12 protein-coding genes are annotated in these 14,090 nt (G+C 66.1%); 3 read left to right on the forward strand and 9 right to left on the reverse strand.

Going from position 1 to position 14,090, the window contains the following annotated elements; genetic code table 11:
* Positions 1-504, reverse strand: a complete 504-nt coding sequence (locus tag ACG04Q_RS10705) for a Cache 3/Cache 2 fusion domain-containing protein (protein ID WP_394510909.1) — start codon at positions 502-504, stop codon at positions 1-3.
* Positions 505-587: 83 nt separating this feature from the next.
* On the opposite strand from ACG04Q_RS10705, the gene ACG04Q_RS10710 reads away from it, so the two are divergent.
* Entirely contained in the window at positions 588-920 is a 333-nt protein-coding gene (locus ACG04Q_RS10710; protein WP_394510911.1) for a hypothetical protein, read from the forward strand.
* Between the two features lie 36 nt (positions 921-956).
* Positions 957-1,775, forward strand: a complete 819-nt coding sequence (locus ACG04Q_RS10715; protein ID WP_394510912.1) for an HDOD domain-containing protein — start codon at positions 957-959, stop codon at positions 1,773-1,775.
* Positions 1,776-1,779: 4 nt separating this feature from the next.
* Here ACG04Q_RS10715 and ACG04Q_RS10720 read toward each other — a convergent pair whose 3' ends face one another.
* The 3 genes from ACG04Q_RS10720 to ACG04Q_RS10730 all read right to left on the reverse strand — a co-directional run bounded on the left by ACG04Q_RS10720 (position 1,780) and on the right by ACG04Q_RS10730 (position 9,883).
* Positions 1,780-5,403: a bifunctional diguanylate cyclase/phosphodiesterase gene (locus ACG04Q_RS10720; RefSeq protein WP_394510914.1), complete on the reverse strand. Its 3,624-nt coding sequence runs from the start codon at positions 5,401-5,403 to the stop codon at positions 1,780-1,782.
* A gap of 15 nt (positions 5,404-5,418) precedes the next feature.
* On the reverse strand, positions 5,419-6,234 hold the full coding sequence (locus ACG04Q_RS10725; RefSeq protein ID WP_394510915.1) for an alpha/beta fold hydrolase: 816 nt from the start codon (positions 6,232-6,234) through the stop codon (positions 5,419-5,421).
* Positions 6,235-7,210: 976 nt separating this feature from the next.
* Positions 7,211-9,883: a winged helix-turn-helix domain-containing protein gene (locus ACG04Q_RS10730; RefSeq protein WP_394510916.1), complete on the reverse strand. Its 2,673-nt coding sequence runs from the start codon at positions 9,881-9,883 to the stop codon at positions 7,211-7,213.
* A 251-nt stretch (positions 9,884-10,134) separates the two neighbouring features.
* Between ACG04Q_RS10730 and ACG04Q_RS10735 the strand changes: the two genes are divergently transcribed.
* Positions 10,135-10,569 carry a cupin domain-containing protein gene (locus ACG04Q_RS10735; RefSeq protein ID WP_394510917.1) on the forward strand — a complete coding sequence of 145 codons (435 nt, stop codon included), beginning with the start codon at positions 10,135-10,137 and terminating at the stop codon, positions 10,567-10,569.
* A 44-nt stretch (positions 10,570-10,613) separates the two neighbouring features.
* Here the strand turns inward: ACG04Q_RS10735 and ACG04Q_RS10740 are convergent, their stop codons facing one another.
* The 5 genes from ACG04Q_RS10740 to ACG04Q_RS10760 are packed head-to-tail and all read right to left on the reverse strand — an operon-like array spanning position 10,614 to position 13,953.
* Positions 10,614-11,318: a hypothetical protein gene (locus ACG04Q_RS10740; protein ID WP_394510918.1), complete on the reverse strand. Its 705-nt coding sequence runs from the start codon at positions 11,316-11,318 to the stop codon at positions 10,614-10,616.
* Positions 11,319-11,337: 19 nt separating this feature from the next.
* Positions 11,338-11,604 (reverse strand): hypothetical protein, encoded by a 267-nt coding sequence (locus ACG04Q_RS10745; RefSeq protein ID WP_394510919.1) that lies wholly within the window; start codon positions 11,602-11,604, stop codon positions 11,338-11,340.
* Positions 11,605-11,645: 41 nt separating this feature from the next.
* Positions 11,646-12,728: a GGDEF domain-containing protein gene (locus ACG04Q_RS10750; protein ID WP_394510920.1), complete on the reverse strand. Its 1,083-nt coding sequence runs from the start codon at positions 12,726-12,728 to the stop codon at positions 11,646-11,648.
* Entirely contained in the window at positions 12,725-13,111 is a 387-nt protein-coding gene (locus ACG04Q_RS10755; protein ID WP_394510921.1) for a hypothetical protein, read from the reverse strand. Before ACG04Q_RS10755 ends, ACG04Q_RS10750 begins: the two co-directional genes overlap by 4 nt.
* Entirely contained in the window at positions 13,108-13,953 is an 846-nt protein-coding gene (locus ACG04Q_RS10760; RefSeq protein WP_394510922.1) for a helix-turn-helix domain-containing protein, read from the reverse strand. The genes ACG04Q_RS10755 and ACG04Q_RS10760 overlap by 4 nt, the downstream gene beginning before the upstream one ends.
* Positions 13,954-14,090: the final 137 nt, after the last annotated feature.

Genomic DNA, 14,090 nt, shown 5'->3' on the forward strand with positions numbered 1-14,090 from the left:
TCAGCCCTTCTTGAAGCCGACGTACGTCACGCCGATGACGCTGCCCTTGTCGTCCTTGACAGGGTTGTAGCAAGCGCTGAACGCTGTGCCCAGCACGTCGACATCGCCGCAGAAGCTCTGGCCTTTGCTGACCGCCTCGTACGCCTTGGCACGCGCCAGGTTCGTTCCCACGCCGCGCTTGCCCTCGGGCGTGAGCACGTTGGTGCTGACTCGAACAAATTCGTCGCCCTGTTTGACAAAGATCGTCGCAGTCGCACCGAACTTCTTCTTCACATCGTCCACGATGTCGTAGTTGTTGTTGAGCTTGCGTGAGCCAAAGTAGAGGCCCGGCGCCTCCTTGTCGCCAGCCTTCTCCATGCCCTGAATCTTGGGCGGGCCGAGCTTGGTCAAGCGCGCATCCAGTTCTGCGATGGTTGCTTTGGGATCGTTTGCATGGGCGGCCAGCGGCATCACCGCCGCGCAGAAAGCCACCATCAGAAACGATCGAGTGCTGATCTTGCTCATGTCGCCTACCTCTCTTGTTGAGTCGTCGTGTGCGTTCAAACTGGACGCGTCGTTATCTTTACCGAATTGAAGATTTCCGGCTGATGAAGATCAACGTTGCACACACGAATTTGATGAAGATGATGAATTTATTCACAATCCCTTGGTCGATCCACGATTGGGTGTCTGCATCTGCGGTTTTTATGACGAATCCGGGTGGTATGGCACCGCGGGAGGCGCTCGGCGCGTCGCTCGAGCCAGCGGGCGCACCCCGTTGCGCTTGTGGGCGCCTCATCGTCAACTTCCATGCAAACGCCAATCGGCCGGTAGACTGGCTCAGAAATGATCAGCCCCAAGCGCGCGGCGCTGACGAAGCGATCTTCGTGCAAACGACAGGCAGCTGTGAGTGTCCGCCGGCGCGGCAGGCTTGGGGCTGATGTCGACAGTGCGTGTGGACCCACCGGGAGGCAAGCGTGAACGAGTCAACGGCGGGCGCTGCGCAGAGCGCCCTGAGCCTTCAGTTGCCGGCGCCGCCAGCGGCGCTCTTGCGGATGGCTGCCCTGATGGCGGCGCCCACCTGCGATGTGGACACGCTGGGCGACGTCATCGAAGCCGACATGGCGTTGAGCTCGGCGCTGCTCAAGACGGTCAATTCCGCGTTCTTCAAGTTGTCTGGCCGTGTGCAGACCGTGCGCGAGGCCATCACCTACCTGGGGCATCGCGAGGTCAGCGCGATCACCCTGCAGAACGCGCTGCGCGCTGCATTCCCGCCGGCCCCCGAGCTTGAGGCGCTCTGGCAACGAGCGACGGAGCGAAGCCGATGGATGGGTGTCGTGGCTCAGGCGCTCGGCTTTGACGCCTGGGCGGCACACTCGGCCGGGCTTTTCGAGGAATGCGGCAAGGCGCTGCTGTACCGCCACGCGGCGTCACGCTACCGCTTGATCTGGGCCCAGGCACCTGCCGATGACGCGTTGCTGGTGTCGCTCGAAATGCAGGCGTTTGGAGCGTCCCACGACATCCTCGGCGCAGCCTTGTGCGAGACCTGGGGCTTGCAGGCTTCGGCCGTGCACAGCGTGCGCCACCACGTGCAGACGCAGACGACCTTGGCCCTCTCCGGCCCGCTCGGTCATCGACGCATCGCGGCGGTGTCTGCGCTGGCGCATCACGCCACCGCGTCCGCAGCAGATTTCGAGCGCTGCCTCGAGAGCATCGCCCAGCAGCTCGAACTGCCTGCAGCACGGCTTCGCGCCGCCATTTCGTCGCTTCCGCCGCGCCAGGAGGCGCCCGCCTGAGGCGTCAGTGTCCTGGTCGAGCCGCCACCGCCAGCAGCCCGGCGATGGGCTCCGGGCGGTGGAGCAGATAGCCCTGCGCGTAGTCCACGCCGATCAGCTTCAATCGGTTCAAGGCCTCGGGGCTGTCGACGAACTCGGCCACGGTCTTGATGCCCATCAGCTGAGCAACGTCGACGAAGCAGCGCACGGCGGCGTCGTCCAGCGCGTCCGTCACGAGGTTGCGGATGTACTGGCCGTCTATCTTCAGGTAGTCCACCGGCAAGGCCTTCAGATAGCCGAACGATGAGGCGCCCGCGCCGAAGTCGTCGAGCGACACCTTCACGCCCGCAGCGCGGACCTGGCCGATGAACACCGCGGCATCCGCGAGGTTGGTCACCGCGGCGGTCTCGGTGATCTCCAGGCAGAGCCGCTGGCACACGCCGGCCCCTGCTTCGGCGAGCAGTTCGAGTACCCAGGCATGAAAGGCGCGGTCGCCCACGGATCGGCCTGAGAGGTTGATGCTCAGGCTCTCGATGACGCAGGGCTCGGGCAGTCCGCGCAGCCACGCGAGAGCACGCTTCAAGACCCAGCGGTCGATGCGCGAGACGAGATGGAACCGCTCCGCCGCCGGAAGGAACGAGCCGGGCTGGGCCAGCGTGCCATCGTCGTTGCGCATGCGCAGCAGCACTTCCGCATGCACGCCTTGCGCCTGATCTTTCAGGCACTCGATGCGTTGTGCGAACAGTTCAAAGCCGTCCTGATCGAGTGCGTTCTCGATGCGCGACGTCCATTGGATCTCGTGGCTGCGCGCCCGCATGGCGGCGTCGGTGTCAAACCAGGCGTGCACCCGGTTGCGCCCAGCTTCCTTGGCCGCGTAGCAGGAGGTGTCCGCCGCCTGCTGGATCGCTGCCGTGCTGGCCCAGCGCCTGTCCACCGGCACCAGGCCGATGCTCGTGCCGATGCGAAACCGGCGGTCCTCATGGATGAAGCGGAAGTCGTCCATGCGGTCGCAGATCTTCTGTGCCACGCGGGCTGCCTGCTCCATCGTGCAGTGCTCGAGGATGATGGCGAACTCGTCGCCACCCAGGCGAGCCAGGGTGTCACGTGCCCGCACGGCGTCGGCCAGCAGCTTGCTGACCTGTTGAAGCAGTTGGTCACCCACCGAGTGGCCGCAGGCATCGTTGACGAGCTTGAACTGGTCCAGGTCGATGTACATCAGTGCGTGCTGGCTGTCGTTCTCCTGGGCATGCCGCAGCGTCCTCAGCATGCGCGTCTCGAATTCGGCGCGGTTGACCAGCCCTGTGAGCGCGTCGTGCGTGGCGCGGTAGGTCATCTCGCCGCTGAGGCGGCGCTGTTCGCTCACGTCGTGGAATACCAGCACCACGCCCAGCATATCGCCCAGCGCGTTGAGGATCGGAGCCGCCGAGTCCTGGATGCCGTACTCGGTGCCGTCCTTGGAGATCAGCAGCGTCTGGTGTGCCAGCCCGACGATCCGTCCTTCGGCCATGCACGCAGCCACAGGGTCGGGCGCCACTTCCCGGGTCTCTTCATTGACGATGTGGAACACCTGCAGCAGAGGCCGCCCGAGCGCCTCGGAGGACAGCCATCCCGTCATGCGCTCCGCCACCGGATTGAGCCAGCTGATGAGACCCTCGGCATCGGTCGTGATGACGGCGTCGCCGATCGAGCGCAGTGTCACGCGCATCAGTTCATGCTGGTCCGCCAGCTGCATGCTCAGCGTGGACAGCACCTCGTCACGGCGCTTGCGCTCGGAGATGTCGATGTGGATGCCGTAAACCCACTCAGGCCGCCCGTCAGGCGTGCGGGAGATCAGCCGTCCGCGGTCCTCGACCCAGATCCAGTGCCCGTCCCGGTGGCGCAGCCGAACCTCCGTGATGTAGGCGTCCGAGCGGCCCGCGAAGTGCTCGCGCAACAGCGTCCTTGTGCGGGGCAGTTCGTCGGGATGGGCGATGTCGGCGCGGAACTGGTTGGTCACGGCACCAAGCTCCTCCAGGGACCAGCCGAGGATGCTCGCCCAGCGCGAATTGACGATCACCTCACCGGTCTGGACGTTCCACTCCCAGGTGCCGGCGTTCGTGCTTTCGATGAGGTTTCGCAGGCGCTCGTGTTCACGGGCCAGTTCGCGTTCCGCGCGGCGGCGCAGTGTCACATCCTGGATGACGGACAGGCTGCGCTCGCCTTGGCCCTGCTCGTTGCGCTCCAGGATCGCCGACAGGAGAACGTCGATGATCTCGCCATTCTTGCTGACCATCTCATAGGGCACGTCGTCGCAGCGGCCCATCTCGAAGAATGCCGGCAGCACTTGCTCAAGCGCCCGGCTGCGGGAGTCGTCGGTGAGGAAGTCCGTGACGGGGCGACCGATCACCTCGCTTCGCTCATAGCCCAGGCGGGCCAGCCATGCATCGCTGACGTGCAGCAGGCACCCTTGAGCGTCGATGGAGTGGAGCAGGGCCGGTGTGGTCTCGTACATCGAGCGCAAGCGCGCTTTCGCCACCAGCAGGGCCTGTTGCTGCTCCTTGCGCAGGCTGATCTCCTGCACCGTCCCGCGCAGGCCGGTGACCTGACCCGCCGCATTCCGGACCACTTCGCCTTTTGCGTCCAACCAGCCCACCGAGGCATCGGAGCGCCAGTACCGCAGCTCGATGTCGTAGGACTGCCCCGACGAGAGGGCGAGCTCAACCTGCCGCCGCAACTGCTCGAAGTCCTCCGGCAGGTAGAGCGCCGCCTGCTCGACGAAGCTGGGCGTAGGTCCAGCGGGGTCCCGCCCGAAGATGGCGAACAGCTGCGGCGACCAGGTGACGACGTCGCCCGCAACGCGCCATGTCCAGCTGCCGATCTGGCCCAGCCGTTGCGCCTCTTCCAGCACCACCTGGCTTTCCTTGAGGGCGGTCACATCGTTGACCAGTACAAAGAAGCCCTGGACCTCGCCGGCCACCACATCGGGCAGGTAGTGCGCCAGCGTGTGACCGGTGCTGCCGTCCGCCTTGACGAGCGTGCGCTCGAAAACCTGTTCCTGCCCCGCCAGCGCGCCGCGGATGTACGGCTCGTTCAATGCGAAGACGGCGTCGCCCAGCAGCTCGCGCAGCGAGGTGCCGAGCAACTGGTCAGGGTGCCGGCCGAACCATTCAACGTAGGCCTTGTTCGCGAAGCGGCAGCGCAGGTCCTTGTCCCAGTAGGCGACCAGACCCGGAATCGCATCCGTCACGCTCTTGATGAAGCGCTGGCCCTGGTGCAGCGCCTGGTTCCGCGACTCGGCCAGGTTGCGCTGCTCCACCAACTCGGCCTCGAAGCGGTGCCGGTCGATCGCGGCAAAGAGCGTCCAGTAATAGGCCGCCGCCCCTTGGTGCTCACCCAACCGGGCATTCAGCAGGACGGGCAGCCGGGTACTGCCGTCGCCCTTGATCTGCAGATGGATCTCGGTCAGGCGCCCGTCACGCAACAAGGTCGGCCAAAGATGCGTCTGCAGGAAGATGCGGCTGGCTGGCGGCAGCAGGTCTTCGATCGAGCCGCCCACGAGGTTCTCGCGGGGAGCCCCGACCAGCGCCGCCAGGCCTGCATTCGCACCCAGCACCCGGCCTGCGCGATCCGTGATGACGACCGCGCAGGGGAGTTCGTCCAGCAGCTTCATCGCTCGAGGCCGGTGTCAGTCGGCCGAAGCGGCGGGCGCGAGGTACTGGTGCATGGCGTCGATGACCAGTGCCGGGTGGCTCAAGTGCGCGCAGTGGCCCTCGACGTCCAGGACCTGCAGTGTGCTTTGCGGCATCTGCGCGTGCATGTACTCGCCCACCCCGAGCGGTGCCAGGTTGTCCTTGCGGTGCTGCAGCAGCAGTGCCGGCCGTGGCACGCGATTCAGGTCGGCACGGTTGTCCGCAAAGAAGGTGGCACGTGCGAACACCCGCGCCACGCCCGGGTCCGTGGAGCAGAAACTCGCATTCAGGGTGCCCGCCACGGCATCGCCCCCTGAGGCGCCCGCCACCACGGGCGCCAGGTACTGCGCCCAGCCCATGTAGTTCTGATCCAGCAACGCCAGCAGGCCTTCCAGATCTTCCCGCTCGAAGCCGCCAAGATAGCCCGGCGGATCATTCAGGAAGGACGGCGACGGCCCGAGCAAGATGAGGCGATCGAACAGCGCCGGCCGTTCAATGGAGGCCAGCATGCCGATGCTGCAGCTCACGGAATGCCCGACGAAGATGACGCCCTCGGTCAGGTTCAACGCGTCACACACGTCGAGCACGTCCTGCGCGTAGCCCTTGAGATCGCAGTACCGTTGCGGATCGAATGCGCTGCGATCGGAGTTGCCGCTCCCAACGTAGTCGAAGACGACTTGACGATGGGTCTGGGCAAAGGCCGGCAAGATGTGGTTCCACATTTCCCGGTTGCAGCCAAAGCCATGGGCGTACAGCAACACGGGCCCCTGATCGCCCATGACACTGACGTTGTTGCGCTTGAGGACGTTCATGGAACCTTTCATGTGCAGCGTCGTCGCGGTGCGACGAGGGTCGTAGGTCGGTTGCACGCCCTGTACGCGTTGCCGGCGGCAATCGTTTCCAGCGGTGGGCAAGCTGGATTGTGGTGCGATTCGGCGCACACGACCAACCGGAGAACCGGGTCAGATGCCGCATTCCGGAGTCGCTTGTGGGGCGAGGGGCGCTTCTCCGGCCGCCGATGCCGGCAGCAGCGGGCAGCGTCGAGATCGTGCGTGTTGTTTGGCGGCGGGCTCTGACCCGGACGGGCACATTTACGCGCCCGCGACGCTGAGGCTAATCGGGCTTGATGCGGGCAATCAACCCGAGGACCTGCCTGGAGACCCATGCCATGCTCTGCGGCCGGGACATGCGCGTAACCGCTCATGTGACTTGAAGGATTGCTTTGCACCTGAGCGGTAGCAACAGCTTGCACTGTCATCAGCCCGGCACCCACGAATGTACGCGTCTGGGCAACCCGACTCGTTCACGATGAACGATCAGATTGCACCTTTTTCGATCCGTGCTGCTATGACTTGCACTTTGTCGACGAGGATCTGGGATCCAGAGATAGCGGTTGCCGGCCGCCTCCTGCCTGGTGCCCACGCTCCATTGCGTGCGCAGTTGAACCGGGGTCGGCCCGGTCGGCATCGCCGCAAGCACCGGGTTGCGGTGCAGGATGGCGTTGATCTCGCGCGCCAGCCTGTCCACAGGCACCGTCGAGGGTGTGCCCAGCGGTGAGCGATCACTGGCCTGCGTGGGCGCGTCGGCGATCCAGCATCCAGCAGCGGCGTTGGCGCCACACGAGGCGGCGAGCAGCAGGCTGGCGACGGTTTGGGAGAAACGAGTTGTGAGGGGGGCGCGGCATGTTGATCCTCTCAAGGCCAGTGGATGCACTGTGAGGGGATCCCGGCCGGGGGACATCGCCCCAAGGAACCAGCGCCGTGGTTGCCGGGCGATGTGCTGTCGGTGCTAGTTCGACTGTTTCCGGTACCAGGCCGCCGCCTGGCCCCGGCTCTGAACGCCCAGCTTGTTGAGGATGTTGCCGACATGCCTCTTGATGGTGAACGGGCTGATGTCGAACTCGCGGGCGATCTGCTTGTTGCTGTCCCCGGCGGCGAGCCTGTCCAGGACCTCGATCTCGCGGGTAGAGAGCCCGGCCATCCTGTCGACAGATCGAGACGGGCGATCGATGTCGTTGAGGTTGGCCGAAGCGAGGGTGAGTGTGTTGGGCGCTGAGGGCCGGCCGGGCATGAGTGCCGCCCATCGCTCGGCAAAGCCGGGGCTCCAACTGGCGGTGGCGATGTAGCGGCGTGCGTGTGGGCTTGCAAACAGCAGCAGCCCGGGCTCACCGTTGGCGATGCACTGGTCCAGCAGCGGGCCCAGGATCACCTCGGCCGCGCCCGGGCCATGCACGGCATGGGCGAGCGTGGCGGCATGGATGCGGGCCTCAGCGCCCTGACCAAACAGGTCGGACCGGCCTTCGATGTCCAGCTGCAGCTGCCAATGGCTCAGCGCGATCTGCATTTCACCGCGCGCTTCCGCGGCGATGGCCCGAATCCCGTGCAGCAGGTCGGCATGGATCCAACCCACCATCACGTCGGGTTCTCTCAGCAGCTGCGATGCCAGGCGAGAGGCCAGCGCGGTATGGCCGGCCTGGCTGGCGAGTCGGCAGCCGAGGTAGAGCAGCAGCCCGCGTGCCGCGAAGCTGCTGGCGCGCTCCTCGCCCATTTCGGCACTGACCAGCATGGTGTTCAACTGGGTTTCCAGCGCTTCATGGCGCCCATCCACCGAAAGCAGTTGAGCCTTCAGCAGCCCGAGCTGGAATGCCAGCGCCCTGGGCTGGTGGAGCCAGCTGCATTCGCTGGCTGCATCCTCGCAAGCCTCCCAGGCGCCGTCGCTGTCGCCGGCACGCAGCAGCAGCCAGGCGCGCAGCACCTGCGCCATGCCGCGGAGCGTGGTGGGAACGTCGCCGCTCCTACGCAGCGATCCCTGCACCCATCGAGAGATCGCGCCGCGCGAGTTCGGCAGTCCGATGAACGCAGGCAGGGGTTGCGCCTGCTGCCACAGAAAGGGCGGCGCATCCATGTCGTTCAAGCAGTCCACGGTGGCCGTGAGGCACTCCCCGGTGGCTTCCAGCGCACCCTCGGAAAGCAGGATCCAGCTCCGGGCGATTCCAAGGTAGAGCCGGGCCTGCTCGCTCAGGCCGCCGGCCTCGTCGAGTTGGCGAACGAGAGCCCGCGCGGACTGGTTCTCCCCGAGGCCGGCCAGTGCGATGGGGATGAGGCTCTTGGTTTGCAGACTGTCGGCCCTGCGCTGCTCGTTCTCGTAGAGCTCAGAGGCGCGTCGCATCAAAGGCGGCACGTCGGGCCACTGCCATCGGCTCAAGGCGATCAAGCCTTGCACGGCCAGCAGGTCCGGCATGGCGGTGCGCTGCTGATCGGGGAACTTCCGCAGCAGGCCTTCAAGCTCGTCGGCCTCCGCCTGGAGCAAATACGCCGGCGCTTGCCGAAACAGTTCAGCCGCAGCCTCCTGCCAGGCATTGGCTTTGATGAAGAAGTCGATCCTGCGCGCCGGGTCCGCTTCGTGCTCGGCAGCCCGCCGCATCAGCGCGGGCAGCTCCAGGTCGGGCTCAAAGCGGATGTGGCGCAGCAAGGCCGCTCTGAAGAGGTCGTGGAAGCGCAGGGTGCCCTTGTCGTCGCCGAGATGGGAGATGAACAGGGATCGCCGGGTGGCTTCTTCGAGAAGTTGGGGCGCGTCTGCACTGCCGGTGAAGGCCTCGGCCTGGGCGAGGTTGAACTCGGGCAGGCAGGCGAGCTGGAGCAGCAGCCTTCTCATGTCGCGGGGCAATTGCTCGATGACTTCCGAGGCCAGGAAGTCGAACACCGACTCGTCGATGGCGTCGTCACGTGCATCGACCGCTGAAGCGGCCATGGCCAGCCGCACACCCGCGGGCCAGCCCGCGGTGCGTCGCCAGATGGCTTGAGCACGATCGCTTGGCAGCGACGCACACATGCTGAGGGTCTCGTCCTGACCGAGGGCCAGGTCGGCCTCCCTGAAGATGGCCAGGTCGCTGCTCGCAGCCAGGCGAGCCACAGAGAAGCTGGGTCGGGACCGGCTGACGAGCACGACGGTCCAACGGTGGCCCAGGCGCTCTGCCAGCAGTTGGACGATGCCGAGGGCGGACTCCTGCTGGAGCCTATGGAGATCGTCGAAGACCAGCACCGCGGACGGGGCCTCGACGCCTTGCAGCGCGCGCACGAATTCGGCCGACTCCGCGATCAGCGACCCCTTGTCGCCGGCGATGACGTTGTTCGCCCAGGCGCAGGGGTCGCTGGTCCAGGGCGGGTCGTAGGGCTCCAGGGCCTGCGAGAGACCGTGAGCGATGCTGCGCAGGGAATCCCCCTCATCGAGGTTGATCCATACCTTGATGAGCTGCGGCGGCAGCATCTCGAGCGCCTGGGCCACCGCCAGGCTCTTGCCATAGCCGGCCGCCGCCTGCACCAGCACCACCCGGCGCGTGGCCAGCTCGCGGCCGAGCATGCCGCCCAGTTGCTCGCGGGCGACCAGCGTGTGGAGTTGGGGGCGGGGCGGGCACAGCTTGACCGGCAGCTGTGGGCGGGTGCAGCTTGTCGAGTCAGTCATGCGGGTGTCCCTCCAGATCCGGTTTCATGTGGGCGAGATGGATGCCGGTCCACCCGACTGTGAACCAAGAGCTCGCTGCGCGCATGGTCTGAATGGGTCATTGCCGTCTGCTGCCTGTGCCGCCAGCTCGGGTGGTCCACCGATGGTGCTTTTGGTCGATGTCCTGTCGGGGGGCGATGACTACTCTTTGGCCTGCTGTGCGGCAGCCGCCGCATCAGACATGAAGTCACTTCCGAACTGGAGAAATCCCCATGAAAGTCATCCGCATGAACGAGGGCCACCAGGTGGCTGTGCTCGGCGACCAGGTCAACATCAAGGTGCCGTCGTCGGACTCGCCCCACGGCATGGCCATCGTCGTCGTCGATGTGCCTCCCTACAGCGGCACGCCCTGCGTGACCCATGCCAAGGAGGAGGAGGTCTATTTCGTGCTGGAGGGCGAGCTCTTCATGCACACGCCGACCGAGAAGCACACCCTCGCCGCGGGCGACATGGTTCATCTGCCGCCCGGTACGCCGCATGGCTACCGCAACCCGACACAGGCCCGCACCCGCTTCCTTGCCTGGACGGTGGGCGGTCCGATGGACAAGTTCTTCGTCTCCATGGCCGACCGTGTCCAGGAACTGCCGCGAGACCTGGGCGTCATGGCCGAGGTGCTGGAGCAGTTCGGGGTCTCGCGGGTGATCTGATCGCCGCCGCGCCGCTGTGGCGCGGCCGACGAAGCCGGCGCGCTTCACGCTCGCATGGGGGGCGATGCCCCCAGATCCGCAGGGATGGTGTCGGCGAACTGGGGCAGGCTCGCCGAGATCTGCTCCCACCTGCGAGGGATGGAAAGCGCGCGGATGATTTCCGCTGCTGCTCGGTAGTCGTCGCGTGTTCCATACGCGGCGATGAGCTGCAGAACGTAGGCGATTTCCTTCAGATTGCACGCACTCGCCATCCAACGAAGGGCCTGCCCCGCATTCCGGGCGACCGCGTCCTTGGCCAGGCGTATGTCGGCCGGATTCTTGTCGGCTGCTGCTGCCGCCTCGACCGACACGCCGGCATATCTCAGCTGCCGTTGCTCTTCGAGCGTGTGCGTCACCAGCATGCTCAGCAGCTTGGCCAGCGAGTTGTAGAGCACGTCGGCCACCCGCGGCCAGTTCTGCTGTGTCGAGGCTCGGATCGCAGCGATCGAGAACCGGATGATCCGGCACTCTTCGAGCAGGGTGTCATGCCGCAGATGGGCTGCGCCCGGCGCAGGAGGCGGCCCTGGGTTGTGCAGCAGCTGGTTCTCCGACTCCACATGGCCGACGACTTCAGTCAGCGCCTCTTCAACGGCGGCCAGTGCCTGCTCTCGGTCGTGAGGGTGGAGCAGGCCTTCCGAACCGAGGTGGACGAGGGCCTGGGCGACGCAGGCGACCAGCCCCTTGTGCCTGGCGGTGAGCAGATGGGTCATAGCTGCTTCCCGTCCAGCCTCAGCCACATGCGCCGCAGCAGGTCTGGAATGCTTCCAGCTTGGTGACGCGGGCACGCCATTGCGCCGGACCCTGGTCCAGCACTTCCCAGAGGTAGTCACTCTCCAGCATCGAATCCAGGTGTCTTTGCACATGGTCCATGGGGCGGTTGGAAACCAGCAGCATGGCCTGGCCGGCCAGGAGAGCGCAATACCCGTTGAAGACGGCGAGGAGGTCCTGGTTCGCGGTGGTCAGTGGGCGGAGGTCGGTGGTGATCTCGGAATTCATGGGGTGACAGTCGAAGCAGATGGCGTGGTGGGCGGGCTGGCTCAGTCGTGTGGGCCGCCCAGCAGGCGTTGATCCCAGACGACGTATCGGTTGCGTGAGCGCTTGGCGACATAGAGGGCATCGTCAGCGTGGCGGATCAGCGCTTCCACGTTGCTGTCCTGTGCCTGGTGGCTGGCGACGCCGATGCTCAGCGTGACGACGGGGCTGGCGGACGAGCCGACGTGAGGGATGGCCAACGACGCCACGGCCTGTTGCATACGCTCGGCCGCAGCCGCCGCAGTCAGTCCTGACGACGGCCGCAGCAAGGCGATGAACTCCTCGCCACCGAACCTGGCGACCGTGGCCACGTCCGCCAGCGCGGTCTGAAGAGCCGCGGCGACAGCGATGAGGCAGTTGTCGCCTTCCAGGTGGCCGTAGCTGTCGTTGTACTGCTTGAAGTGATCGAGATCGCAGAGCAGCACGGCCATCGGTGCCGACTGAGGATCCGAGTCACGCCAGAGTGCCGGCAGCACCTGTTGAAGCGCGCGGCGGTTCATGACGCCGGTCAGATGATCGCGATCGGCCAGTTGCTGCAGCTGGGCATTGGCCACCGTCAGCGCCTCGAGCTGGCGATGGATGGTCTCTCTGGCCTCGGTGATGGCGGACATGTCCCGTAGCACGCCGGTCAGATAGGGCTGTCCCTCGTGGAACATGCAGGTCATGCTCAGGGACATCGGGATTTCATCGCCCGCCTTGGTCAGGCCCACCACGTCGATGTAGCCCTCGGTGCGCCGCTGGGTGCCGCCGATGGCCAGGTAGGCGTCGACGCCGCGGCGGTGCGCCGCCCGGAACCTCTCGGGCATGAGCCAGGCCAGCGACATGCCGATCAGCTCCTCGTGCGCATAGCCGAAGAGCCGGGAGGTGGCGTTGTTGGCCACGACGATGCGCTGGTCCGGGGTGATGGTGATCACCGCATCGACCAGCTGATCGACGATGAGGCCGAGCAGCAGCAGCCGCTCCGGCGTGGAGGCCTTCATCTCGGACATGTCACTGCTCCAGGGTGAGCCCAGCCATTCGCTGACGACCGGGGAGGTGCTGCGGCCGATGAGCGCCTTTTCGACGTGGAATGCCGCGGTGTGGTTCATTGGCCGCTCCTTGACCAGTAGGCTTCCAGCTGAGCGAAGAACTCGCGGTCCTCCCAACGGGTGTGGGCCTCCAGCCGGTTGCCGAGCCGGTTCAGGTCGGCCTGGCTGCCGCAGCGGTCCATCAGATCGAGCAATTCCAGATGCTCGGCCCGCAGCCGAGCCGCTTCCAGGCCAAGGCCGGCGAATTCCGGAATGGCGCCGACGATGGCCTCTTCCCGGCTCGCATGCCTTGCCAGCGCGCCCCGGAACTCGGCCAGGCGAAGCCGCTCGGACGCCGTCAGCGCGGCGTCCTCGTCGGCGGTTGCGGCCTTGGCCCAACGCGCCATCACCAAAGACTGGTGGTGTTCTCGGGCGAGTGCAACCAGGTTGGCGTGGCGCTTCATGGGCAGTCTGCCTGCGCAGTTGAGGCTCGAGGGGTGTGGAGGGCGGGCTTGAACGCCCACAGGCCGGGAGCGTCGGCACTCAAACCGAGCCGGAGCGCCGAAGGCGTGCAACCCGTGATGGCCCGGAACTCCCGCGTCATATGGGCCTGATCCGAGTAGCCCGAGTCGAGGGCGATGTGCCCGAGCTGCGCCTTGCTCGCCGGCTCGTTCGCCATCTGCTCCAGGGCGGACTCGAAGCGCTTGACGCGGCGCCAGGCGACGGGGTTCAGGCCCAGGAGAACTTCGAACTTCCTCATGAAGTGACGCTCGCTGAGCCTCGCCATGGCTGCCGCCTCGGACACCGTGGTGCATTGAGAGACTGCGCCGATGAGCCGCCTGGCCTCGGCCGCCTCTTTTTCGAACCGCTCGCCGCGGGTCGCCAGTGCCAGCAGCGCCGGCGCCAGCCGCTCGGGCTGGTCGACGCTGGCCAGCAGGTCGGTGAGCGCGGCGTCTTCCAGATCCTGAAGGGCATTCACCATTCGCGCCGGCGCGAGGCCGAACCAGTGTGAAAGCAGCCAGGGTTGCAGCACGACGCTCAGCGACCGCAGCGGTGCCTGGGCCTGGGTCCGCAGCGGGGCGGTGAACGGCCCGGTGACGAAGGCACGGGGCAGCAGTTCGCGCGACTCGTCGAGCCGTACATGACCCGGCCTTGCGACCAGGTTGAGGCAGGCATAGGCATTGGCCGGCACGGTGCCGGGCAATGCCCCGGCCTGCTCGTCGCCCTGCACCTCGCGCCGGACGATGCACACCACATGCGCTTGCAGCGACGCGGGCGCAGGCAGCAGGGTGACACGTTCATTCATCGCGGTGCGGCTGTTTATAAGATGTATAAACAATACATCATAATAAGATGGGCATCAATGGTTCCTTTGGCCCATCGGATGAGGTTTTGCGGCTTCCGACCGCTGCTGAATTCCCGCGAAGCGCCGCCTTTGGCCGA

Origin of the sequence: Pelomonas lactea (genome assembly GCF_043555885.1) — a bacterium.
GTDB classification, from domain to species: Bacteria; Pseudomonadota; Gammaproteobacteria; order Burkholderiales; family Burkholderiaceae_C; genus Pelomonas; species Pelomonas lactea.